Raw genomic sequence first — 24,024 nt, 5'->3', positions numbered from 1 at the left:
GCTTTGCCCAGCCAGTTGCTGATGAACTGCATCAGTATTCCTCCGTCCGTTCTCCAGGCATCGCGTACTGCACCCGTTGGTACATCGGAAATACCGTGGTGTAGCCAGGAACTGGTACCGGATCCGATCCTGCAAGGTGTGGGAACACGTACATCACCAGGTCCGGATTCGGCAGCCGTTTGAACTGGCTGTAGATCTCGTTCCGAGGCGTGCGGGTGAAGGCTTCAGCGCCTGCCCGTTGGTGAGTCACCTGTGCCTCATCAAGCGGTCGACGGAGCTCTTGGCGTGCATCGAGCAGCATCCTGCTGTTGGAACTGCCAGAGTTTCCGCCGGACGTTCCGCGTTGCCAGACGTCCATCATGTTGGCCTCCCCGTGGGGGAGCAGCTCGTCTTTGTCAGTCGTGCATCCGCCGAGAATGAGGGCGAGCACGAGCCAGGCCCCTGCCTGGCGGCGGGACTTAGTCCAGGTTTGCGGATACATGGTTGGCTCCGGCGTTGTAATCGACCTTGCGGCCTTTGATCTCGTAGTCGATGGAGAGCTGCTGGTCCAAATGGACTGCCACTTTTGCCCCGGGCTGGACGTACACGGCGGCGAACGCTTCGCCGTAGAGCTTGTTCATCCAGGAGCGGATATCGCTCACACCGCCAGTGAGGATGGCCCCCATGGCGGAGTTTCCCGAGGAGCCCGTGGTCCCGAAGGACGTCCCCCCGCTGCTGAAGCTTGTCGTGCTATTTTGCTCGTCAGCCTTCAACAGCTTGGCGATGCCGGCGCCCGCAGCTGTAACCAGGGATTGGTTGGTCAGGTACTCCTTGGCATTGGAGCGGCGATCGCCGGATATACAAGGGATGCCATAGGAGTCGCTGATCCAGCCGAGTCCTCCCTGTATCGCAGGCTGCCCGTTCCCGTTGCTGCTGTTCTGATTGTTATTCTGGCTGCCGTTGGCTTCCTCTGCCGGGGCAGGGAACGATCGGACCGTTCCATCGGCGAACACGAAGGTCAGGCTCCTGACTTGCCCGCGCACGCATGACAACGTCCAGTCGCCCGAGGCAGTGCCACTGGCAATGGCGCCAACGACGTCAGGCAGCTCGATGCCGTTGGCGGTCAGATTGTCTGGTCCAATCAGGACTTTAAATGGGAACGGATCATTGACTGTTCCGTCTATCGGGACTCGACCGATGAGCGCCGACATGGCCACGGACCCCATTAACGTCGAGTTCTGAGGCAGGGTATAGGCTTTCCGGACTTGCTTGCGGGCATCCTGGGGCGACATTTCAGCACCGACATTCTGCGCAGTGGTACTGAGAACGGTCTGACCTTTATCCAGGGTGTTGCCAAAGCTGGTGGGAAAATTGAAGCCGCTTGCAGCCAGAGCTGAGCCAGGCTGTAGCGGTTTGCCGCTCGCATCCAGCGGTGTCGCGTCGGTGGGTTCGACCCAAACAAGTCCTTTGGGCTTGTTTGGGTCGAAGCTCGCTCCGTCACCAGGCTGTACGCCAAGCCCTATGGGGAGATCTTGCCCGGCGGCATTGGGGTTCTGCGACAGGTTATCCAACTGATGCTGGAACTGGTCCAGTAGCCCCATACTCTGGTTTTTGACCTGCTCCTGAAGCTCGCCTTTCGCATCATTCAACTTGTTGTCGACGTTCTGATCTATGCGGGAGATCCGACGCTGGAGTTCTGCATTCTGATCCTTGAGTTCTTTGTTGTCGGTCAGCACCTTCGTGATCTGATCCTTCACTTCCCGGCTTTCAGCTACGACCGTACGGAGAGTATCGGCCGGGGTGTCGCCATCTACGCCGAGCTTGCGCGCGGTGTCGCTTCCGATCGTGATCGTCTCGTCTTCAGGTGTCGCTGCTTCTTTCTTGCTCCCGCCCCTGAACAGAATGATGAGGGCGACGATCAGCACGGGTATCAGCAGATACTTGAGGAGTGGATTACTTTTCAGACTGCCCACGGCGACCTCCGACTTTCGGATCAATTTGGTTGATCGAGGACGGCAGCAGGGACTCTTTCAGCCCCTTACCCTGAGTGACAAGGTAAAGCGTGGTTGTATCGCTGGCGTCCCCGCGAACCCCAAGGTACGAGTGCTGGAAGGTGGCAGTGGTGAAGTTACCCATCAAATCTGTTGGATTCATCGTCAACTGCTGAGCGCTTAGATTCCGGAGCTTGACCGCAGTGACATAGCTGTTGTCGAGGCGCCAAGCACCTAAGATCGATGCATCTACCGGCAACATAGGTAACAAGGTGCTCAGGTCTAGGGTTCGGTCAACACGAACTTGGCTGATGCCGGCGACCGGCTCAACGGTCCGCAACGGGGCGTACAGCATCTGTGCCGCATAGCGGGTCAGAGCTACCGGGGCTGGCGTCTCATGACGCGGAGCCGGTGGGACGTCTTCCTTTTCCGACGTCGTGGATCGCTTAGTAGCAGTACTTGCGGGGGTGCTATCGCCGTAGTGGGTGGCAGGAGCCGCGCCGGCGACGATCTTCGCGGGTTCGAGCTTTGCCTGACCGTCTGTCGCTGGTGTCGCGGCGATGTCCACCAGCATAATCTCGCCGGTCGCGACGTTCTGCAGTTGAAGCCGTGTCGGTGGAATTTCTTGGCTTGCTAGCAGGTAGACCGCGCCGCCGGTGCTTTGCACACGTAGCATGCCGACAAGCTGGGGAGGCATGCCTACGCGCACATTCTGGTCGACGAAAACAATGCGCTCTTGCCCGACAATCAGCGGGATGGCCATGGGGATACGATCCCACTGCAGGATCTCTACCGCTTTGACATTGGCGGTCGCGAAAAGGCTCAGAACCAGGAACCACGCGCGCAGATTCATGGTTTCACCCCTGTAGCTTGCAGATCCACCTCGATGCGTAGCGGGTTGGAGGCATAGCAGTTCCACATCAAGCCGAAGGGGTTTTTCTCTGGGTTGACGTCGGCACGGACAATGGACAGTGGGTATCGTGTCATGGCTCGCTTGACCCGCTCACCGTTCACTGATTCGTCAGCGAGCAGATCCAGGTTGACTGTCCAATCGTTGATCCCAATTTCGACCACTCGCTGCACACCGGGGTCGGTGAGCCCGTGCCCTGGGATTTCCGAGACGCTTCGCTCACGGCGTCGCAGCTCGCCAGCGTTACGGCGCATCTCGTAGTCTTTCTGCAGGTATTCCTTGCAACCGGGAGTGACGTAGGAGGCGAGTCGCTCGATGTTGTCTTTGTAGTCATCGTCGCCATTCTTCTCCCAACGTTGCATCTGCTGGAAGATGTAGAACCCGAACGCATATACGTTTTCTGGCGGCACTTCCCACCATTTTCGCGTACTGCCGGAGCGGAGGTCCGGTGGCACATGCACGGTCAGGTCTTCGGGGGCTTTGTGCCAGCCATAGAACGCGAACAGACTGACGGCTCCCAGCACAATGACCGCGATTCGCAGGCTCAGAATGTGTGCCTGCTGAGCATCCACTCGTTTTCGAAAACTCATGTAGATTCCTACTTTCCTGTACGACGGCAAGTCCACGCACCTTTCCGTGTGACCAACTGGGGGGCACCGAGGAAGGGGAGGTGTTGCGCCATGTAGAACTGGAGCTGGCGGTAAAACCATGTATCGGGCCGGCCACGTTTCATCTTCCGCAGGATTCTGCTTGCCACGGTCAAACCCAGTGCCCCACCTACCAATGCGCAAGCAATGAAGAGAGCTGGGTTGCCGAACAAGAACGACACAGGGATGCCCAGAATTACTCCGGCGCCCCCACAAACACCGACCGTTCCCCACATTTCATCAGCAGTGAGGCCTCCCATGACGATGGGTTGCCTATTCAGATTGTGGGGGAGGAAGTCGAGCGTTCCATCCTTGAGGTATGTGGTCTCAGCCATTTCGCATCACCTGTTAGAGGACGCCAGTAGCCTTGGTAACCATGAAGATGCCAACGCCGATCAGGCAGATCCCGACAACGGCGGTGAGCCCCAGGTCTCGCCACTTTTTCTTGCCCTCATGGATATCGTGATAAACGCCATAGGCATGGGATGCCACCCCCACCATCATGCCTCCGAGCAGGAAGAGCCCGATCAGCATGAAACCGTCGTAACCGTAGTTCTGGATGGTTTGCAGCCAGCTCGATCCTTCGCCGCGTGTGGGGGCTTGTGCTCCTGGTAATGCGGCAGCGGCAATGATTGGGTGTAGAACCATGATTATTGCGGCAGCGCTGGTGAGTGACTTGGTGATGGTACGGATAGACATCGGTTAGCTCCTGTTGGCTAGCTGAGAACGAGTGCGGAAAGGATCAACAGCAAGACGATGACGCGGACGGTCGACGACGCTGCAATGTTTTTGTCAATGTTCTGGGTCGCCCAGCCTCGGTAGATGCTGTACAGCGCCCAGGCACCCCACAGAGTCGACAATGCGATGACGGTACCGACGAAAAGCACGGTGCTGGCTTGAGGCGTGATGCCGCTGGCGGCGTTGAAAGCCGCCACTTGAGTGCCGCTCATGCTCATGGCATCCGCCCGCCGGTAAGGGTGTATTTGCCCGCCAGTTCTGCCGGGTCCCGCGGCTGTGCGCGACTTGGGGTCAGGTATTCCTGCAGGCCCAGACGAACACGCTGGATGTCGCCGGCCAGGCGCTCGTAGTCGAAGTAGTAGCGCTGACCGGGTTCGCTGGCGATCGTGGCGCTGCGCCGTGCTGAGTCCTCCAGGGCATTGAGCTGACGGATCATTACCTCGATGTTTGCCTGTTCTGATGCTGCGGCCGCCTGGGCGGTGGACGTGAATGAAAGGCCGCCGCTGACGCTGATCAGCGCGCCAAGCAGGATTCGGCGAGTAGATACAAGGAGAAGGGATGGCTTGTTCACGGTTGAGCTCTGCAAAACTGACTTTGGACGTCAGGATGTCGAGAGCGTGGGAGGGTTGCCTCAAGAAATACTTATCTGGGGAGCGCAGTATTTTTTTAAATCAGTCGCGGTTTGACAACGTGGATTTCACTGCCTGTAAGGGGCAGTTGAACATCCGTACCATGACCGGTCCGTGGACACTGGCATAGTCGGCTCAACGGGATATTGATATTGCGGCGCAAACCCAGGGGCGAAAGCAACCGGTTGCGACTACCAGGTATCGGCCCATAGGAAGTTAGAGCTGCGCCCGCTTCAGTTCAGTTGCTTGCCGTAAAGACAAGGCATAACTTAAATGCATTAAGATGGCACAAAGCAATCACGTGAGTACTCTACAGGGACGTCTATGAAAACACTGATCACCTCTTTGCTTCTCAGTGCGCTGAGCTCGATTGCCTACGCTGCCGACATTCCGAATATCATTGGCCAGCCTTATGACAAAGCAAAGCAGGCGCTGGCCGTAGCAGGACTCACACCGCTGAATCAGGATGAGGTAGCGAAAGTCACAACTGAGCCCCTTGATGGCACGGACTTCAGGATTACCGAGCAGCGCCAACAAGGTCGGCCGGAAGTGGAGGCCTGCGGAGGCATCGGCTTCTGCAATTACCTACACAAGAACAAGGCAGGCGAAGTTTACAGCGTCAGCGTCTACATACCCGAGGGTGGTGGTGCCGACCGTGTGGAGCACTTGGAAAAGACCGCATACCAACTGGAACTCCCAGATGGCAATGGCGCGCACAAGGCGGATCCAACTACTGTTGCCCTGAACGACTTGCAGATACGTATTGCCGCCGACCAGTGTGACGAAACTTGCGTTCAAAATGAACTCGTTAAACTGGTGCCGAAGAAGCTGCCGAAGATTCAATCCACCGAAGACGCGCTGACGGGTAAATCGATCCCGGACTACCGTAATCTCAATATCGCCGAACTGATGGCGGCTACCCAGCAGCGCGCAATGGGCACTGTTACGTTGGCCTCGCCCGAGTATAACTTCCAGAATGCTGCCGTTTCGAAGGCGCTCTACTTAGCATCGAATAAGTCGGCTCGCATCTGCTTTGAAGCCAAAACAGGGCTGACTTGCACCCTGATCTTTATGGACAATCAGGGCTACATGCTGAAGATCGACATGACCGGCACCGACTTGGGGACCATGCGCTCCTCGGCTGTCTGGCTGGCAAACGCCGACGACGATATGAAGGACATTTCTGAAGAGCCCCAGCGCTTCAACGTCCAGATGATGCGCGACCAGAAACTGGCGAAGGATGACCCAAAGATCTTCCGCTCGGTCATGAAGCGGCGCTATGACAAAACCACAGAGCCGCAGATGTCAGTTGTCCAGGGCTTGGAATTGAACACAAAAGACAGCGGAGTTTGCGATCGCTTGATCGGCCGCGCTTACCTTTTCGTGGGTAGTGCAAGCCCAGAGCCGGCGAAGGAGCGCTCCATCGACGAAACAATCCTGATCTTGAACCGGTCAGGGTGCTTCATTAAATCCATGTGAGGCCTGCCAAAGAAAAACCAGGGTCGCTAGCGGGGCTTTTCAGTTAGCTCGGCTGGCATCCAGTGGACAATTCCCGAAAGAGCCAAACGTCTGCGTTGGGGCGATTACTGCATATCGCGACAGGTCGATAGCTGCCCACCGCAAAGGGCTGCCATGGGGTGGTTCAGGTCTTTCGCGACCGGTTACAAACGACCCAAAGTAGCAGGTGGCTACATTAGTTGTTGAGACTAAGGATCGACGTTTCTGACCTCGCGCTTGAAAAAAAGCAAGTACCCCATCGGCAGGGAAAACCCATAGGACCAGGCCTGGGCATTTTGATTGCCCACCTTGATCTCCCCTCGGCACACTGGCTGCGTGCTGACGAGCTCCCAATCATCGTCGCCGAGCTCGAGCATCCTCCTCTGAAGCGGTTCATCTTCGTTCAGGAGGGAGGCAATATCGGGCTCCAACGTCTGCTCCGTGGTTTTGAAGATCCAAGCGCCACTAGTCGCGTTTTTGAAGGGGATAGCGACATACTCAGCGCGGTGTTCGAATTTCTTGCTCATAGTGGCTCCTTTGTTTGATCAACTGCGTACCTGACGGGCACCAGGGGCGAGAGCGTCGACGTAGCATTCCATGATGGACAGCACTAGGCTGTTGATCGCCAGGATCTTCATCGCTCGGGTGACGGCTACATAAAGAAGGTTCAACTCGTCGTCTCGTCGACCTGGATCGATATCAGGTGAGAGCGGGTCTGAGGTGAAGTCGTCGAAGAGCCCGACGAAGTCCCACTCCAGGCCTTTCGACTTGTGGGCAGAGGTCAGGGTGATTGTTGCATCCAGCTCCTTGTCCACCGTGCATGAGCGTAGGGCCAAGATTCGCTGAGGCAGATCTGGATACATGTTGATGATCTTGATCGATCGGATCATCTCGCTGTCCTGGCTCACCTCGGCGATTTCTGCGTATTGCGCATAGTCCCGGTAGTCACGGAGCAGTTTTTTATTCTGGACCAGGTCGCGCTGCTGGCGGCTGAAATAGAACAGGTCCTCGAGGTCGCGCACTGAGTAGCTGTCGATGCCGCCCACCCAATAAATCTTGGGCTTCTCGGTGATCAGGTACAGCGCGTTCTCAATCACCCCGATGACGGTCCGATGTATGTACGTCCTATGGGGAAGTCCGTCAGGCAGTACCTTCTTCACCAACGTTTTCTCGCCCAGTCCCTGCAGCTTCCTGGTTTCTCCCTTGTAGGACAGGATAATGTTCGCGACATGGGCCACCGCAGGCCCGAACCTGAAACTCTGGGTCAGGTAGTGTTTCTCGGCCCCAGCCATCCAACTGGCATTGAGGGCATCTTCCGCACCCCGGAAGCGATATATCTGCTGATGGCGATCGCCCACCGCCACCTTGCGAATGTGCTGAATGCGCACAATATCAGCGATCACGGGGTTTACGTCTTGACCCTCATCGAGCAGGACACAGTCGAACCGCTGGCTTAGGTCGGGTTTGCTCAACTGGTACAGCTTCAGGTATCCGTCATGCGTGATCTGTACCGCAGTGTCCTGCAGGTCAGTCATTCGCTTCCAGATGGACATCGCTGCTGCGAGCGCCTGTTTCAGGTATCGCTCCTGGGCGGAGGTAAGTATCGGGCGGTCACGGAATCGCGGGAAGTGGCAGCGCTCGATCAGATCGTCGGCGCTAGCCATGTAGTTGTTGAGGGTGGTCAGCACGTCTCTGACCAACTCCCAGTCCTGCGTATCAATTGCACGGGCTATATCGGTCAGCCGTAGGTTGTTGGTCTGTTTATGGCTGAACTGTGTGCCATAGACGGCGTAGGCCAATCCGTGTGCGGTTTTGTTTACTACATTGCGCGGGAAGCGCCCTCGCGCGGCGATCTCGACTGACTTGCTGTAGCAGAGATAGAGAATCCGCAGTCGGGCGTGATATTGAGCATATCCCATCAGTGTGGTGGTCTTTCCACTGCCGGCGCCGGCCTGGATGAGGAGTTTCGGGGCCTCTGATTGGATGATCGGCGATTGCTCTTGGGTCCATTGCATTATGCTCTTCCTCACAAATACTTCTTGAAGCTCGCTGCCGTAATGCTTACGGATACACCGAGCAGGGCGGCGCAGGGGAGCAGCACCAGCATGGGACTGATGCTGATCGGGAGCGCCAAGTAGAAGGTCCAGGGGAAAATGGCCAACGGCATGATCGTTGCGCGGGCCTTGTGATAGAGGTAGCTCGATTCGCGGCCTGCGCCGAATTTGCGCAGATCTCGACGCACCAGTCCATCGACCAGACCTGTGAGCGCCGTCATGGCGAAAAGCGGTATGGTCATCAGCAGTACAACCAGGCGGACGCAGAACACCAGAACAGTGAAGAGAGCCGCAAGGGCATAGTTCTGGACCGTTGTGACGCTTTGGGCGGCCCAGTAACGCATGTCCAGCTCGTTGCGTGGTCCGGCTTGAGCGATTGACTCCATCCCCTGGACCCAACTGAGCATCCCGGTCTTCACTATCAGCCAGTCATAGGCTTCGGTGACCAGCCACGTTGCAGTGCGCCCCGGCTCTTGGACGATGGCACTATGGACCAGTCCCTTGGATAACCAACTGATCTCGCTGACGAGCATTTGCTGACCGTGACGCCATCCTGCCTCTGGCCAGAAGAAGTACAGGCATACCCAGTCCACCAGGATTGCGACGAGCAGCGAGCCGAACATCACTCCGAGGAAGTTGAACGGGAACCAGAAGATCTTGCTGAACAGTGATTCCTGTCGTTCCTGCTGCTGTTCGGCTTTCTTCGAAACGTCATCTGCCATGAGCTAGACCTCAAGCCACTGCATCGGTGGCCACCTGACGGAAATCTTCAACCAGGTCTTCAGGCAAGGCAGATTTCAACTCCTGATAGCCCGGAGCTTCCCACCAATCGCTTGAGGATGCCGCCGATCGCCGCATGCCCGTGGCTAAGTCCTGCAGGTTGCTGGGCATGACCTCGTCCGGGTCGTTTGCGGGAAGTGGCATGCGCACCTTCCAGAGATTTCCCCCCTCAATGAGCGCGAAGGCCTGACCCTTGGGTAGCCCGACCACGTGGGCGGGCTCAATCATCGGCACGCTCGCCAACTGCACCTGGTCGTGGGAGCTTGAGGTGAATGCTGTTTTGCCGTTGACCGAGTCGTTCGCACTGCTCGCCGGCGTGCTGTTGTAGATCTGCACCTTGGGTAGCTGGTTGGTCAGCAGCTCGGCGGTCGCGGTCTCACGTACACGCAGCATGAACAGATTGTTGAAGTTACCGATCACCTGGCCGGCTTTGGCTTTCGATCCAATCTTCGCCTCGATGTCGCTCATGGTTTGGGTGTATGCGGTAACCTGCATACCGGCACCGCCGGCTTTGTTTACCATCGGTATGAACTCGTCCCCGATCAGTTCGTTGAACTCGTCAGCGTGAAGGTTGATCCGAACCTTGCCACCGGCCATGTGGCCGGGCAGGCCATCATCGATGCCATGCTTGTAAATGTGGCCGGCGACGGAGACCAGGTCGCTGAACATCGAGTTACCCACCGCCGCAGCGACCTCGGTGTCGGACAGCGCATCTAGGCCGATGTAGACCACCGCACGCTTCCGAATTACTTGCATCCAGTCGAAAATCGGCCGCTGATCAGCGAGGTCCAGGTAGTCCGGCGCTAGCAGCTCTGCGATACGACCTGTGGTCAGCTTCTCCAGGAGTGGCAGCAGGGATGCAACGATCTTGTCGAAGTAGGTCTTGTCGTAGCGCACGGCGCTGCGCAGACCATCCATTACGGAGTCGTTGATACGTTTCTGGGTCAAGTACATGTCGATGGCCACGACGCGCAGCGGACGGTCTTTCATGGCGAATGACAGGTTCTTGCGATCGATCTTGCCTTCAACCTCGACGATGGTTTGCCACGCCTTCGGATCATGTTCCGCGAAGTATTTCTGTGCGTACTCGATGAACAACTCGTCGATGTTGATGACGTGTCGGCGGATCTGTTCATAGTCGGGGCGACGACCGAGGGCGACCAATGACTGCGCGATGATGTTGACGAATCGCCAGGCGAACTCTCGGAACGCTGCAGAGTTTCCCTCGCCGGAGAGCTGGCCAGCGATACGAGTGGCGACTTCGCTGATCCGCCCAAAGCGACCGATGGCGTTGTACCGTGCGGAGATGTCCGGCCATCCCAGGTGAAACACATAAAACTCGTCGAGACGTCCGGCGCGCTTGCACTCCACGTACATGCGTTTGAGCAGGTCTGCATCGCCTTTCGGGTCGAAGACAATCACGACCTCGTGGTCGGGCTGTTCCTCTGCCCTCCGGCGCCGGCTCCAGCGATGGGAGGTTTGGCTCCGGCGTCCCATACGAACGCGCGGCCCGCGTCGATGCGTTCGGCGAATGTCCTGGGTGATGAAGACTTCCGCCAGGCGAGTCTTGCCTACCCGCGTGGTCCCCAGCACCAATGTGTGGCCCACGCGCTCACCCAGAGGGAGGCTGGCGTTCTGCTCATCAGGCTCGATTCCATGCAATCTGGGTAGGCCACCCACTGGTGGCAGGGGCCTGGCGGGGTTCCAGTTGGAGTCCCAGCCAGTGAGTTTCGTGATTAGCTTCAGTGGGAAGGGGGCAAACTCCAGACGCTCCTCCAGCCAGCGCGCCCGTATATAAAGATTCGTCGGTTCGACGTAGCCAGCGAACTGGGGGAGGTAGGTGTCGGCCAGACGCTGCGTGTGCTTCTGGGTCCACCGGAATCCCCGACCGATGAACAGGCGCTCGTTGCTGATCGGCATTTCAGCGCTGGTCATGGTGTAGTGGGGAAGCCGCCTCAGGTTCGCCTGGTAGCGTAGGACCCTCCGCGCCTGCAGTAGCCGAATGGTGCCCAGGTAGATAAAGCCCAGTGCAGCGACAATTCCGAACAGTGGCGTCAGGGCGAAAGCCCATGGTGTGCCGACGCAAAGCGCGGCCGCAACATAGCAGACCGCAGTGGTGAACAGCTCCACCGGAGGGCGCAGCAGAGATTCAAGAGTGTACGTTGCCATGTCAGGTCCTAGCGGTGTAGGTCAATGCATCGACTTCATCGCGCGCTGCCTCGACCTGCTCCGGAGCAAGTCGTTCGGCCAGGCGCTGGGCGAAGGCCTGCTCATTGATCTCTGAAATCCCCGTCAATCGCCCACCATATAGCTCGCTCACGTGGCGGACCTGTTCGATCATTTGCTCCCGGCCGGGGCGGTGTAGGGGATGGCTGATGATCAACGTGAACACCGGCGATACAGGTCGTGATGGGCGCATGCAGGTTCTCATTGCTGAAGGATTGTGGCTGTGATCAGCACCGGGTAATGCTGCAGCCCCAGGCGACCAGCAATGTCGCTGGCAGGAACAGGCATCACCTGCAGACCAGAAGCCCAGCGGCGGATCTCTTGCAGTCGCGCAGCGTTGCTGACATTCACAGCCAGTCCCACGGCCTGCAGGCCTTGCAGTTGTGGCAGTTTCTGCTTTATCCAGGCCTGAGAAGTAGGGTCATCCCCGACGATGAACATCGGCTGCAAGCCCGCTGCATTGATCGCTCGCCCCTGTACAGGGCCTGGGCTGAGCTCAGGCGTGGTCACCGGAAAAGCCCCACCGGCTCGAACGCCGGTAACAACCGGGGGAGAGGCCGCGGGTTCCGGCTCGATGTCCTGGTAGTAGGGCAGTGCGGATGATCCACCGCGGTCCTCAACTACTGTGAGCATCGCGTGTTGGTCAGCGTTTACTGGCAGGGCCAGGCTGACCACGATCGTAGAGGCGAGGGCTTGGACGACGTGGACCTGCCAGGTTTGGCGAATTGTCATGGGTTTCGTACCTCGAAATTGATGCCGGTGACACGACTGAGGTGTTTCGCAAAGTAGCTGCGGTACTTGGCCGCTGGCGCGCCGCCGGCAGGACGGTGATATCGCCCTGCAGCATCGATCCAGTTTCCGCCCTTGGCCTTTTGCTCAGCCAGGATCTGTGCGGTCACCGCCAAGTTCTTGTAAGGGTCCAGGCCCTCGCAGGGGGAGCTATAGCGATGGCCATTCGAGCGGATGTTCGTCTGCCCCAGCCCCACGTCTACACGGGCGGGTCCAGCAGTCGCGATTGCGATCCCCAGAGCTCGGCAGGCGTCTGCGCGGGTAGCGAACCGATAGCCGGTACCGGCGACATTTAAGGTCCATGGCCAGGGTACAAGTTGCCCGCGAAGTCGCGTTCCGCTCTCCTGAAGAGCCACCGAATAAAGCACGACGGGCGGAACCCCGTGCCTGATGGCGATCGCTTTATAGGCTGGTGGTGGGTCTTCTACGCTCCACGCGTTGCCGGCGAGCAGCAGCACCGGCAGAAGGCAGAGACGCCACGAAATCATTGACGTCGCCATGACCCATTCACCTGCGTCACAGTCGCTGGCAGCGAGCCGCCGAGGCCGAGGCGAACCCAACGGCCCTGGTCGTGATTGAGTGTGATCTGTCGACTCTTAACGCTGGACGGGTCAACCCCCGCAAGAATTGCCCAGCGACGGATCCGCTCATCGTCGTTCTGGCTGCCGACGAAATACAGGTCAAAGGGAGTTTGTGACGTCTGTAGGCGCTTGACCTGGTCGATGCAAGGCAGGCAATCGTCCTTGACGAAGAGCGCAATACGACCGTTGCCTTCCAGAGCTGGGCCGCTCCCGGAGGACCCTGTTTGGGACATTGGTGAGGAAGAAATCTCGATAGCTTTGATACCCGGGAACAGGCGCTGGTACGCCTCGTCGTAGGCTCGCTGGTAGGCGAGCTCCCTTTCGACTCGCTGACGTTCTGCCTGGACCTGCAACTCGGCAAACCGGCGTCGCTCGCTGTCCGACCGGGCTTCGATTCCGAGCGCCGTGAGTGGATCAAGCCCCGGGGAATACACCCCTCGGGGCCCCTGCATCACTTCCTGATATCGTTCGTACTCCTTGGATGTCAGGCCCCACTCCTGCGCGGCTTTATCATGAGGCTTGTTCTGCGACAGGGGGCTTTCGCTAGTGAGCTGTTGAACACTGGAGGTGGCCCCTCCTGCTGCGGAAGGAAACGACGTGGCCCCAATACCCGTTGCTGTAAATGCGCAGGCACAGGCGATGGCTCGAACGATCGGTAGATTCATGATGTTGTTCTCATGGCTGGATGCTGAGGGTTCGGGTTGTGCCGCCGGTGTCAAAGGTTGCGGTTCGTTCATCTACAGCCTTGAGCCGCCAGGAGCTGCCGCTGACCACTTCACCTGGGCGAATCAGGTAGATCTGGCTCAGTCGCGTGCTACCGGTGGGAGCAACAGACAGGAATCGCTCGCCGCCTCTGTATTCGAGGCCGACCATCTGAAATGGCGGATGCTCTTGCGGGATGGGCGGGGCTTTAACCGGTACGGGCTTCGGCTTCGGTTTGGAAGGGGAGGCTTTGGGGGCTGGTGCACTCGCCTGAGCCTTGCTCATTTTCTGCAGCTTGCCGTCAAGCGACTCAAGGTCGGCCTTCAGTACCAAGAGATCGCCAGCGGACGCGGAGGAGCGGGTGACTTCGGTTGCAGCTTCTTGGGCCTGCTTTGCCGTGGCTTGCACAACATCGATGCGGCTTGAGATCACTTGCTGGCTGGCACGGAAGTCTTCCATCGTGACGAGAGGCTTACCTGACACAGTGTCGAGTCGATCGTCGATCGCGCTCACCCTGCTCTGGAGTGCGTCGATGGAAATTTTCTCTGCTGCTCCATTCACAGCGCGAGACAGAGTCGACAGCTGGTACTGCTGGAATGCGATGATGGCGCCCAGGATGAACAGTCCCGCAGCAATGGGCAGATGTTTTTGGATCGGCAGTTTCATGGGGGTCCTCTCGAAGCCGAGTACACCCTCGCGCAACCATGATTCTGTTTCAGCAGAAAATACTTAGCCCGCCGGCGCGGAATTTATTGATCGACACCGAGGGGCGCCAGCCATTTACTGGCGAGCGCTGCGACCCAATTGTTTTCAATCACGTATGGCGCTTCGCGTAGGCATCAGCCATTCAGTCCTTGATCAACTCGCTCTTGATCGGGATCAATAACCGGTACCAACTCTTTTGCTTTCGCGATCAGAAAATCTATCTCTTCCTTCGTTTGGGCTTCAAACTCGTTGTCACCAACCTTCAAACGAAGCTTTCGACCGGTTTTCCGGCTTATCCATACAGCAATTAGAGTGGTGACTACAGGCCCAACGGCTTGGGCCACAGAGACTATAAACTCACCTGTAAGTCCACCTGATGCGCTTGGGCTGTCGAACACTGCGAAGCTGGGACTAATCTGAATTCCTGCCCCTTCCGCCTGCTGCTTGAGTTCGCGCAGCTCAGCCTGATAGTCGACTCCAAAAGCCGCAGCATCGTCAGGCGCTCGCATTAGTCGAAATGAAACGCTCGATTCTGATGTCACAATTGGCTCCTTGATAAAAATGGTGATATTCCTTTGGGCTTGATCCAGCTTCGATCCGCTGCCGCTTCGCTCATTGCTCCACGCCTTAACGTATCTAATTAATACGACTGAAATCTTCAGTGGGATCAGAGCAGCCCAGAAGCGCGATAACCAGCATAAGGCCCACCAAAATATGCTTCATGTCGAGATTCCGTTCTATCGCTGCATAGCCAAAATCTGAGCCTTTCGCTCCCCTGTGATTTCTCGGGTGTTAATCAGGCCGCTGGTGACCTCGCTGTCCATCGTGTGGCCACAGTTAGGACAGTTGATGTATTCACGATCCTTCCCGCCAGGGAACCCACCGCTGTGATGAATTGCTTCAAAAACCGTCGGACACTTTGGGCAGATATAAAAGTCCTTCATGGATCTTCTCCCTAGATTCAGTTGTGTTTGCCGAGGCCGATCAGGTTCACGCCCGCTCAGGGTATCTTAGTGCAGCCTACATTAGGCTTCTAGAAATCAGCGACCTGCCCGACCGTCACTTCGCCGTTGCACTTCATCGAGATCAATGTAGCCACGAATTCATTCGGTTTAGAAATGAGCGACGACCGGACTGCGTTGATCTTTTTTGGAAATTGAGCTGGCTCACCAGACGTCCTAAAATATTCCGATGCTGCCTCCATGCCGTGAGAAAAATGTTTTTTTGCGTCGTCATATAGCGCAAAACGTTCTGATGCAGCAACACACATCGCTTCTCTCAGCATACGCTCCTGCGGACTTGAATCATGAACTTTGTCCCCACCACAAGCCGATAGTAATATCGTCGCAATGATCGGTACTGAAAGTCGTGCGTAGATCATCATAATTTTCCACGACTATTCTACGTAGGAGCGCTGCGCCGCCCATTCAACAATCTCGCGAAGTTCCGGAACTTGTGCAGAGTTCAGCAAATCAGCAGCTTTGAGTGCGTTTATGTAGCCGTTACATACGCCAATCCAATGTGTGCGGACTTTCATCTCGTCACTTATTTTATGAATATTTACAAGGTAGCCACCAAATTGTTCGACCATAAGTGACGAAGGAAACAATGCAGGCAATTTGGCCAGGTCTTCTTCCAGCGTGAAAGGTGGCAAAGGTGGTTTGGTCATATTCATTTCTCCTGCTTGATCTGATAGAGCGGAAATTGTCCGAGTCTTACGAGTGTAGCTCGTAATAACGGGCTTGTTGGATACCGCTTACATTGTTGGCAAAGCCAAATAGGCGCGGCTCGTAACCGAGATGCTCGCCAGAGGCTTGTAGCAGGCCAAAACCCTCAGTAGTGCTCGCACCAACCTAAAAATGCTTCATCATTATCCAAGAAGATGAAAGGCTTTCTAGGTCCGGCTTGATACTCGTTAATCGTCAGGGCGTAGATGTTTGAACTTGCTCCTGAACCTTGGTCTATCCGCATGGTTGTAACCACTTTGAAGCTCGTTTCCAGCGAACCATGATCGATAACTTGTGGATCGGTCACGTACGAATTTTTTATGGCCCCGACCATTAGGCCTGTTTGTCGATCTACGGAAAACTGTTTACCGATGTACACCTGGTTAGATTTCTCCTCAGATGCAGCCACTACCCTTTCAATAGTGCATCGGTAATCAGCCGCAGCCGAAACGTTCGTGACGCCAATCAGTGCAACCAATGCCGCAGTACACGACCTCATGTGATTTTCCCTCAACTTGACGCGGCGGTGGGATGGCCAAGATCACGCAGCCCTGACAAAACCGCGAGAGGTTCTGCACCGGCCAAAATCTGGTCGGTAAAGGACTGAAGCAACTCGTTTTCTTCAAGATTACGCCAGTCGTCACCTGTCAGGATTTGACTGTACAACTTCATACCGTCCGCCTCGGTCATCACGTAAACGTGAGAGGTGGGTGAATGGCATTCCCGTGGATACCAGTCACCGTAGCTTTCAGCACAGTCAGCACCTTCTTCCTGTTCAACCCAGAAGGAGCATTCGGCGTTGCTATCAGTGATGATTAGAAAATCGACGGACACCTTTTTGAATTGTTGAGGCATGAGCTTTTCCTTCAACACTCTACGAGTCTGGTAAATGCCAGAGCCGGTTCACCAGAGACGCTATCCACAATCGAGACTGGAGCTTTAGATAGCGACCGTGATGCAACCCCAATAGAAGCCAGGTTGAACGTACCTACCACCGCCTGAACGTAGAACTTTTCTACACCGTGCAGTGCAAGGCCCTTGCTGAGTTCGCCTAATCCTTGCTCCAGTATCTCTATTGCCCAACCTCTACCCCGGTACGTCTCTGGAACAGCGTAGCCAACCTGAAAGCAACCAATCCCATCGATCTTGTCCATACTCACGAACATTGCCATGGCTTTCACCCGGCCCTGTTCTATCCGGGCATAGGTGTACCTGACACGTCCGTTTTTCTCATCAAGCACAACCCGAACTGAAGGATATGTTTCGGTGGGATGGGTGGGCATGCCTTTACGAATTTCTGCTTGAAGGCTTACGAGTGCTTGAATTGGATCAGTCATTGCCATGCTGGGCTTCCTTGGTGTTCGCGACAGTCGGCAGCCGACTCAAGAGTTCTCGTGCGCTGCCTGTTTCGCTTTGTCGGCTCGGTCTAGCAACTTGCCACTTACCCAGAACGCGGCAACAGATAAAAGCAGCGTGATAATCCCGGCCAAAAAATTATTTCCAGGGCCCAGGAATGCTGGCTAGCGGAAAGAGTTACCGATATCACTATGCCAGTGCAAGCTCGAAAGCACGACGGATAACCTCGATGTCAACAGTTAGATACGGCTTGCTGTGATCGAGGCATGCGTGACCGAGGATGGTCTGAACCGTCTCTACCTCGCCGGTCGCAGCAAGCACCTTTGCCGCCAGAGATCGCCTATCACTGTGTGACGAACCCTGCATGATACCGGCCTGCCGGTAGAACCGACTGATCTTCTGCTGGAGCGAATCACAGGCACGGTAAGCCTCCGAACCGCTGTCCAATTGGCGATGTTTCAACGCACGTTCAAACGCTTGGCCCTTATGTGGTAACCAGCTTTGAACTTGGACGCAGGCCCCAATACTCATCAGCGCCGGACAGGCCCGACTGGCGTTGCAAGCGAACCGCGATCCAGCCGTCCAGGGCGGCAAGCCATCGCGCATGTGCCAGGTATACACTGGGGGCCACCCACGGGTTAGCTAGCGGCCATGGACATCTCGAATCGTATTGTTTTCCTTAGATAAATGGCCAATGCTGCATGTCCATATGTGCGAAACTTTTTTCGAGAACAACACCAAAATATGTCAGTACCAACCTGATTTTATCGCTATTCGTTACTCTGGTTCTTGGCTAAAAAACGCACCTTTTTTTTGCGCTGGCTGAAAAAAACATCTTCCAATGGATTCTCTAGATTGCACGCCTGCGGTATCGTTGATCAACTGAGTGACTCATTGTAAAAAAATCCTAAGGATTGGAGTTTAAATGTATATACAGCGCGTACAAGTCGACGAGGGTTTTCTCGATGGGTTGGATATCGCCTTTACTTCGGGATTGAATGCAATAATAGGTTCGCGTGGAACTGGTAAAACATCACTAATCGAATTAATAAGATTTTGCTTAGATGTGGCCAGTACGACGACTGAAACTACCCGGCGCAGCAAGGATCATGCTCTATCTATACTTGGTTCAGGCCAGGTTACGGTAACATTAGTTGATAACGATAAAACAATTTTGGTTAGTCGAACAGCTACTGACGAGGTCCCTAGAGCTACGTCTGTATATCAGAAACCTGTGATATTTTCTCAAACTGAAATCGAAACCGTAGGGCTGGAGGCAGCAGGGCGACTCAGGCTTTTAGACGGATTTGTAAGAGCTAAGCAAGATTCAGATGTAGTAGAAAGAGATGTCATTGCAGAGTGCAGGAGCTTGACGCGACAGATAGAATCTTGTCGGAAGGAAATAGATGACTTAGAGCAAGCTCAGAAGGCACTTCCAGATCTGCAAGTAGAGTTGACTAAAACAGCTCAAGCAGAGCAAGAGGTCTCGAAAACCTCTTTAGATTTGCAGGCAAAAACACAACTTCTAAGCCAGCGGTCTAATGAGATATCTGGGATAAGTGTAATACTTCAACATGTTAGTCGGCTTAAAGATAGTGTTGCAGGTTGGAGTCATGAGGTAAAAAAGGGAGTCGATTTTGGTTTGCCTTCTGATGTCGATGCCGATCTTGCAGCGAAGGTTACGACAAACATCCTTGACATAAATATGCGGATAAGAGGGGTAAAAGAACGCCTGGGTAGTGAGCTAACTGAAGTTATAAGCATATATCACGAACTGGATAAGATTGTAAAAAAATGCACTGCTGATAAAGTTATACAAGAGGATATAGCAAGGCAGCTCAGGGTAGAAGTAGACGGGATTCAAGCTGGGTCAGGAGCAGTGCTAAGAAAAGGGCAAGAGCTTAGAGAGCAAATTGCTAAGCTGGATTCCATCACAGCGTATTTAGGCCAGAGAAAAATATTCATACAGGGTTTGATTGATAAACGAGCTGCTGCATTAGATCAGCTAGATGAAATACGTACCTCGCGATACAAAGCAAGATATGAAGCGTCCGATGCTTTAAATAAACTAGTTGGACCAAGCATACGCGTTTCTGTGTTCAGGAACGGACAAGTAAAAAAATTTGCTGCTTCAATTTCTGAGTCTTTAAGAGGGAGTGGACTGCGGTATGCCGAGGTGGCCGAATCATTAGCAAATAATTTGAGCCCTAGAGCACTTTTAGAGGCAGTAGATGATTTTGATGCGAATACTATAGCAGATGCAGCAAATATTACGGCGGATAGAGCTTCCCGGCTCTTGTCACATCTCAAGGGGTGTGATTTAGGAGAGATTTGTACCATTAATATAGAAGATGAAGTTTCTCTGCAACTTCTTGATGGTACAGACTATAAAGATATATCCGATCTTTCAACCGGGCAGCGATGCACCGTGGTCTTACCACTGATTTTGTCTCATATGAACCGGATGTTGATAGTCGATCAGCCGGAGGATCATATCGACAATGCATTTATCGCTAAAACCTTAATCAAGGTAATAGTTTCGCGGGGCGGACAAGGACAGATAATTTTCTCAACACATAATCCTAATATTCCAGTGCTCGGAAATGCCGACATGGTGCTACATCTTGGCTCGGACGGCCGTCGCGGGTTCAGAATTTCTTCTGGTCCTCTTCATGAGCGGGAAATTGTTTCGGCAATAAGTACCGTTATGGAAGGTGGCGCGGAAGCTTTTTCAAAACGTGCAACTTTCTATAGTGGTAATTCCTAATATGAGCCGAGAAGAGGCTATCCAGGCGCTGACTACCGGTAACTCGCACGTTAGGTTTCGCGCTTTGCGGGCTTTAGAGCAGGTGGCTCTACCGTCGGATATAGCTTTTTTACTTAGACTTCAGACGACTGAAACTGACTTATACGTTAAAAAGCGTATTGATAAAATAGTATCTGGCCTTCACGTCCAGTTACCAGCGAAGCCGGTAGTGGATGATGATGTTGTCACCGCAGACGTTAGGGAACGCATTAGGGCTGATGCGATAGAATGGGTTGCTGGCCTTCTTTTGCATGAAATTGGTTCAAAACTAGGCCTTCTTGCAAGTGAAGTGTCCCATGATATACCAGACTATGAAAACTCTAACTCTAAACGTAGAGTGGAACAGCTGCAAGATACATTTGATGGTATTGAAGAACTAAAAAAGGCAACCTCATCGCCTAAGCCGGTAGAAATGGATCTTGCATCATTTATCCGAGATTTAGTCGAGCTTGAGCGAGTTGGACGTGATGTTGAGGCCTCCTATGTAGGTTCAAAACCACTGGTAATATTTTGTGATAGAGGTCTATTGGCGTTGGCTCTTTGCAACGGCATAAAAAATGCTGTAGAGGCTGCTATCTCCGTCCGTTCTGTAAACCGGGAGCCGATGATTATTGTAAGCTGGGGGCAAACCGACGTCGACAATTGGATCACAATAATCGACAACGGCCCGGGCCTGCCAAGTAATTCATCAAGATCATTTGTTCTCGGTGAATCTACGAAATCGGGCCACCTTGGCTTCGGATTGGGTATTGCACGACAAGCGATTGAAACACTGCATGGCTCCGTCGAACTCAGGAACTCGGGAGCAGATGGAGCTGCATATGAGCTAAGATGGAGCTTAATGAATTGAATATTCTTATAATCGAAGATGAACCGGATTTTGTTGAAGAAATTAAGAGGCGTGTTTCCTCGCTATGTCGTGAACCAGTTTTTACCGTCGCTGCTTATGCCGAGGTCGCGGCAGAATTTTTGGCTAATGACTTCTTTGATCTGATTTTTTTAGATTTAAAGTTGCCTACTGCGAACCAATCCATGGACAGTGATCCTCAGCATGGCAGAGACTTGTTAGACTTGGCGAGAGCAGTTGCTCCTGGTACTCCTGTATTCATGCTGACAGGGTCCTCTGCAGAGCAATTTTTACCTGAGATGATGGCCCTGAACCATCAAGTCGATATATGGGGGCAGGGTAAAACGCTCTCATTAATTGGGTTTCAACCAAAGCACCGAGTGAATAATCTAGATGCGCTAATTCATCCCTATATTATGGCGTGCGATGCCGTATGCGACGTTGAGATTAATTCGTCGACCGAATTAGATCTACGTGTAGCACGCTTAGTGCGAATTTTCACCGCGTCTGTTGGTGGAGTGTTTTGTGATGTCCTACGGCTAGGTGGCGGTTTATCCGGTGCATTAGTTCTAAAACTTCTTGTCAGGGATGGTAGTGGAGTTAAAATTCACGATTCGATCGCAAAGATTGGCTCGCCCGATCACATCCAAGATGAGGTCGAGCGGCATGATAAATATATCTTGAGATTAGAGCCTAGCGCTACACCTAGAAAAGTAGCTGTCTTGAACCATGGTGCTAAAGATACGTCAGGGGTTTTTTACAGCCTAGCTTCAGCTTCAGAGTTCACTGGCTTTTCGATTGTCGAAAAAGGCGCTGGCGAAGTAATAAAAGCAGTCATGGGATGCGTTCAGCGTTGGACAGATGCGGCAACGCAAAAACGAGTTTCAATTCAAAGTATAAGACGTAGCTTTATCAGTGATGAGAAGTTTGGAGAAAATCGACATCTGGTTTCGCACGAATGGGTGGAAAGGTTTGAGCAGAATCCCGTTCTCGTTAAATGGGGGTGTGTACATGGTGATTTGCATGGGATGAATGTTCTTCTTTCCGATGCTTTGGTCCCAGTTCTAATTGATTATGGCGATGTTGAAGAAGGTGCCCTCAGTAGAGACCCTATTACATTCGAGCTAAGCACATTTTTCCATCCGGATGGTCCATTTAAAAATAGTGAATGGCCGAATGAGAGGGAGGCGTTGCTATGGGGGGATGCGGAATTTGCTAATCTTAATTGTCCCGCTGAAGAGTTTTTTAACGGTTGCAGAGAGTGGGCGGAAACCGTAGCTGCGGGCAAACGGGAGCGAGCAGCAGTCGCATATGGGTATTTAGTTCGCCAGCTAAAATATCCCGGTTGTAATGTATTGCGCGTCAATCAGTTATTAGCGGGAGTTAAACGGCTCTACGACTCGGCTTAATTAGCCTTTCCATAAAAAATGAGTGGCGCCTCAGATAGTGAAGTTATTAGGCGTCACACAATATTTCGCGATGTAGTATCTATTTTTATGAGCGTGCTGAGCTTCTACACCATATTTGTAGATGTAGTCGCTAGACACCGGCTGTAGGGTTACTCCCTCAGGATCCTGACGTTTCAATTGGCGTTTACCAGTCCATAACTGGTCAAGCCTGGTGTATAGCTTGGACTCATCAACTCCCGACGCATCGCCCAGGCCAGCACAGCGGCGGCGCGCAGCGTGCCGCGTCCCCATCGGTTGTAGATCTCATCGAGGACACTCATCATCTTGTCCGCGAGCGCTGGCCGTGTGTGTGCAAAAAGATCGCCGGCAGCGGCATAAAAAGGCCACCCGAAGGTGGCCTTGAGGTCATGCAGCGATTAATTGTCTAGCAAGTGCCATCTCCACCGAGTCTCCATCCTGATTCAGCGAATCGAGGCCAGACTCCGGTACGTCTCCCGACGTGCTCTGGGCCACCGCGATCTTCTTGGCCATCAACTGCAAGCATGTAATCTGCGAGCTTTGCGCATAGCCAAAAAACACCACCCGCACTGGATGTTTCTGTCCGATTCTCCACGACCGTCGCGCTGCCTGCTGTAGGGTATAGACGTTATAACCCGTTTGCATGAACGCGATGGTCGGGAAGTCGAGCAGATCCAGTCCGGTTTTTACCAGCTCCGGGTTGGTGATCAGCACGTCGATGCCGCGATCAACCTGGTCGAGGATCCAGTCTTCACGTCTGGCCGTGTCGACCGAGGCTCGAAGGACCGCCACTTTTAAGCCCGCCTGTTCCAACAGCCGCTTGAGTCTGCCGGTGGTGTCTCGCGTACCTGTGTAGACGGAGTAAACCAAAACCTTTCGATTTTTGGCTTTCTCCGACAAACACAGGTCCAACAGCGCCTTCTCCTTTGGCATCAATTCCTCGTCTGTAAAAATTGAAGGAACAAATGCCAGTGTTTCCTTGGAGCGGGGGTGTTTTACCACCTCCGGTCGGAAACAGCAGTCAGGCCATGCCAGCAGCACGTTGAGTACCACCCCCAACAGCGTGGTATCGCGGCGAGCAAGTGCTTGGCGAAGCTCAGCAGCCAATGTTCCAGCTAACTTCTGGTAGGCAGATGCCTGGTCCAATGCCATGGGCACGTCGGCCAGCTCCTCCTGATAGTCGGGCAGGATGTTTCCACCGATGTCTTTGAGTTTCAGAAAGACTGTGAACGGCAATACGAAACGATGAATTCCTTTCGGGCCGAAACCCGGGGCTTTCACCGTGCGGACTGAGAGTTTTTTTCCCTTGGCGGTTTTGTGCGACTGGTTGTCCCGCTCGTTGTAAATATCCTTCAGCACGCCATGGTCGCGCATGAACGACATAGCGGCAGGAGCCATGCTGCCGCGTGAGTTCGGTCGGTAACCGTCCTCAATCATGCGGCGAGTGAGGATACGGAACAGGAGGTAGAACAGATCATCGGCATAGCCCCCCATGAGTGTGCCCGTCAGCAGCACGGTTCTACGTGACTTTGCTGCCAGTACCCCCATGGCTTGACCCTGGGCAGAGCCGCTGTTCTTGTACTCGTGCCCTTCGTCCACCACCAGCAGGTCAAAATATCCATCAGGCAAGTAG

General features: G+C 54.3%; 29 protein-coding genes. 4 read left to right on the top strand and 25 right to left on the bottom strand.

The features are described from left to right. Positions 1-31: 31 nt before the first annotated feature. The 8 genes from H096_RS14145 to H096_RS14110 form a co-directional block, all read right to left on the bottom strand. Positions 32-481, bottom strand: coding sequence for a TIGR03751 family conjugal transfer lipoprotein (locus tag H096_RS14145; RefSeq protein WP_033899141.1), 450 nt, complete (start codon positions 479-481; stop codon positions 32-34). Then, complete coding sequence (locus H096_RS14140; protein WP_033899134.1) at positions 459-1,952, bottom strand: TIGR03752 family integrating conjugative element protein; 1,494 nt, start codon at positions 1,950-1,952, stop codon at positions 459-461. Before H096_RS14140 ends, H096_RS14145 begins: the two co-directional genes overlap by 23 nt. After that, positions 1,933-2,823, bottom strand: coding sequence for a TIGR03749 family integrating conjugative element protein (locus tag H096_RS14135; RefSeq protein WP_033899132.1), 891 nt, complete (start codon positions 2,821-2,823; stop codon positions 1,933-1,935). Before H096_RS14135 ends, H096_RS14140 begins: the two co-directional genes overlap by 20 nt. After that, positions 2,820-3,470 carry a PFL_4703 family integrating conjugative element protein gene (locus tag H096_RS14130; protein WP_033899130.1) on the bottom strand — a complete coding sequence of 217 codons (651 nt, stop codon included), beginning with the start codon at positions 3,468-3,470 and terminating at the stop codon, positions 2,820-2,822. The genes H096_RS14135 and H096_RS14130 overlap by 4 nt, the downstream gene beginning before the upstream one ends. An 8-nt stretch (positions 3,471-3,478) precedes the next feature. Next, the gene (locus H096_RS14125; protein ID WP_033899127.1) at positions 3,479-3,862 is read right to left on the bottom strand and encodes a TIGR03750 family conjugal transfer protein; all 384 of its coding nucleotides are present in this window, start codon (positions 3,860-3,862) and stop codon (positions 3,479-3,481) included. Between the two features lie 13 nt (positions 3,863-3,875). Beyond that, on the bottom strand, positions 3,876-4,175 hold the full coding sequence (locus H096_RS14120) for a TIGR03745 family integrating conjugative element membrane protein (protein WP_241495505.1): 300 nt from the start codon (positions 4,173-4,175) through the stop codon (positions 3,876-3,878). 68 nt (positions 4,176-4,243) lie between these two features. Further along, complete coding sequence (locus H096_RS14115; protein WP_033899120.1) at positions 4,244-4,483, bottom strand: TIGR03758 family integrating conjugative element protein; 240 nt, start codon at positions 4,481-4,483, stop codon at positions 4,244-4,246. After that, entirely contained in the window at positions 4,480-4,782 is a 303-nt protein-coding gene (locus tag H096_RS14110) for an RAQPRD family integrative conjugative element protein (RefSeq protein ID WP_241495504.1), read from the bottom strand. Before H096_RS14110 ends, H096_RS14115 begins: the two co-directional genes overlap by 4 nt. A gap of 436 nt (positions 4,783-5,218) precedes the next feature. Between H096_RS14110 and H096_RS14100 the strand changes: the two genes are divergently transcribed. Beyond that, entirely contained in the window at positions 5,219-6,373 is a 1,155-nt protein-coding gene (locus H096_RS14100; RefSeq protein WP_033899116.1) for a hypothetical protein, read from the top strand. A gap of 227 nt (positions 6,374-6,600) precedes the next feature. Here the strand turns inward: H096_RS14100 and H096_RS14095 are convergent, their stop codons facing one another. The 15 genes from H096_RS14095 to H096_RS14020 all read right to left on the bottom strand — a co-directional run bounded on the left by H096_RS14095 (position 6,601) and on the right by H096_RS14020 (position 17,298). Further along, positions 6,601-6,918 carry a hypothetical protein gene (locus H096_RS14095; protein WP_033899113.1) on the bottom strand — a complete coding sequence of 106 codons (318 nt, stop codon included), beginning with the start codon at positions 6,916-6,918 and terminating at the stop codon, positions 6,601-6,603. A gap of 18 nt (positions 6,919-6,936) precedes the next feature. Next, positions 6,937-8,406 (bottom strand): UvrD-helicase domain-containing protein, encoded by a 1,470-nt coding sequence (locus H096_RS14090; protein ID WP_033899111.1) that lies wholly within the window; start codon positions 8,404-8,406, stop codon positions 6,937-6,939. Positions 8,407-8,417: 11 nt separating this feature from the next. Further along, positions 8,418-9,167: a TIGR03747 family integrating conjugative element membrane protein gene (locus tag H096_RS14085; protein ID WP_033899108.1), complete on the bottom strand. Its 750-nt coding sequence runs from the start codon at positions 9,165-9,167 to the stop codon at positions 8,418-8,420. 10 nt (positions 9,168-9,177) lie between these two features. Continuing rightward, on the bottom strand, positions 9,178-11,394 hold the full coding sequence (gene traD / locus H096_RS14080; RefSeq protein ID WP_033899106.1) for a type IV conjugative transfer system coupling protein TraD: 2,217 nt from the start codon (positions 11,392-11,394) through the stop codon (positions 9,178-9,180). A 1-nt stretch (position 11,395) separates the two neighbouring features. After that, a complete protein-coding gene (locus H096_RS14075) occupies positions 11,396-11,644 on the bottom strand; it encodes a hypothetical protein (RefSeq protein WP_156717481.1) in 249 nt (82 codons plus the stop codon). Positions 11,645-11,652: 8 nt separating this feature from the next. Beyond that, complete coding sequence (locus H096_RS14070) at positions 11,653-12,084, bottom strand: integrating conjugative element protein (protein ID WP_241495503.1); 432 nt, start codon at positions 12,082-12,084, stop codon at positions 11,653-11,655. 95 nt (positions 12,085-12,179) lie between these two features. Then, complete coding sequence (locus H096_RS14065) at positions 12,180-12,740, bottom strand: glucosaminidase domain-containing protein (RefSeq protein ID WP_033899100.1); 561 nt, start codon at positions 12,738-12,740, stop codon at positions 12,180-12,182. Beyond that, positions 12,725-13,486, bottom strand: a complete 762-nt coding sequence (locus tag H096_RS14060; RefSeq protein ID WP_033899098.1) for a TIGR03759 family integrating conjugative element protein — start codon at positions 13,484-13,486, stop codon at positions 12,725-12,727. Before H096_RS14060 ends, H096_RS14065 begins: the two co-directional genes overlap by 16 nt. A 10-nt stretch (positions 13,487-13,496) precedes the next feature. Continuing rightward, positions 13,497-14,189 carry a hypothetical protein gene (locus H096_RS33905; RefSeq protein ID WP_033899172.1) on the bottom strand — a complete coding sequence of 231 codons (693 nt, stop codon included), beginning with the start codon at positions 14,187-14,189 and terminating at the stop codon, positions 13,497-13,499. 173 nt (positions 14,190-14,362) lie between these two features. Continuing rightward, positions 14,363-14,770, bottom strand: coding sequence for a hypothetical protein (locus tag H096_RS14050; protein ID WP_156717480.1), 408 nt, complete (start codon positions 14,768-14,770; stop codon positions 14,363-14,365). Between the two features lie 491 nt (positions 14,771-15,261). Continuing rightward, positions 15,262-15,612 (bottom strand): hypothetical protein, encoded by a 351-nt coding sequence (locus tag H096_RS14040; protein WP_162240114.1) that lies wholly within the window; start codon positions 15,610-15,612, stop codon positions 15,262-15,264. A 12-nt stretch (positions 15,613-15,624) separates the two neighbouring features. After that, entirely contained in the window at positions 15,625-15,897 is a 273-nt protein-coding gene (locus tag H096_RS14035) for a hypothetical protein (protein ID WP_033899092.1), read from the bottom strand. 164 nt (positions 15,898-16,061) lie between these two features. Then, positions 16,062-16,454 carry a hypothetical protein gene (locus tag H096_RS14030; RefSeq protein ID WP_051422036.1) on the bottom strand — a complete coding sequence of 131 codons (393 nt, stop codon included), beginning with the start codon at positions 16,452-16,454 and terminating at the stop codon, positions 16,062-16,064. Positions 16,455-16,465: 11 nt separating this feature from the next. Further along, entirely contained in the window at positions 16,466-16,810 is a 345-nt protein-coding gene (locus H096_RS14025) for a hypothetical protein (protein WP_033899090.1), read from the bottom strand. Positions 16,811-16,821: 11 nt separating this feature from the next. Beyond that, positions 16,822-17,298 carry an N-acetyltransferase gene (locus H096_RS14020; protein ID WP_033899087.1) on the bottom strand — a complete coding sequence of 159 codons (477 nt, stop codon included), beginning with the start codon at positions 17,296-17,298 and terminating at the stop codon, positions 16,822-16,824. Between the two features lie 938 nt (positions 17,299-18,236). On the opposite strand from H096_RS14020, the gene H096_RS33220 reads away from it, so the two are divergent. From H096_RS33220 to H096_RS14010, 3 genes are read left to right on the top strand one after another with little or no spacing between them, the layout of a single operon-like run. Further along, positions 18,237-20,078, top strand: a complete 1,842-nt coding sequence (locus H096_RS33220) for an AAA family ATPase (RefSeq protein ID WP_082461575.1) — start codon at positions 18,237-18,239, stop codon at positions 20,076-20,078. 1 nt (position 20,079) lies between these two features. Continuing rightward, a complete protein-coding gene (locus H096_RS33215; protein ID WP_082461573.1) occupies positions 20,080-20,967 on the top strand; it encodes a HEAT repeat domain-containing protein in 888 nt (295 codons plus the stop codon). After that, a complete protein-coding gene (locus H096_RS14010; RefSeq protein WP_033899084.1) occupies positions 20,949-22,373 on the top strand; it encodes a response regulator in 1,425 nt (474 codons plus the stop codon). The genes H096_RS33215 and H096_RS14010 overlap by 19 nt, the downstream gene beginning before the upstream one ends. A 173-nt stretch (positions 22,374-22,546) precedes the next feature. Here H096_RS14010 and H096_RS34525 read toward each other — a convergent pair whose 3' ends face one another. Together H096_RS34525 and H096_RS14005 are read right to left on the bottom strand one after the other, a co-directional pair. Next, the gene (locus tag H096_RS34525) at positions 22,547-22,693 is read right to left on the bottom strand and encodes a DUF4113 domain-containing protein (RefSeq protein WP_241495500.1); all 147 of its coding nucleotides are present in this window, start codon (positions 22,691-22,693) and stop codon (positions 22,547-22,549) included. 85 nt (positions 22,694-22,778) lie between these two features. Next, on the bottom strand, positions 22,779-24,024 hold a 1,246-nt coding region (locus tag H096_RS14005), incomplete at its 5' end, for a DEAD/DEAH box helicase (protein WP_033899082.1).

It is taken from the genome of Pseudomonas sp. FH1 (genome assembly GCF_000510895.2).
GTDB classification, from domain to species: Bacteria; Pseudomonadota; Gammaproteobacteria; order Pseudomonadales; family Pseudomonadaceae; genus Aquipseudomonas; species Aquipseudomonas azotoformans_A.
Note: the sequence above shows the minus strand (reverse complement) of the source record. Positions and strands in the feature narration are given on the sequence as shown.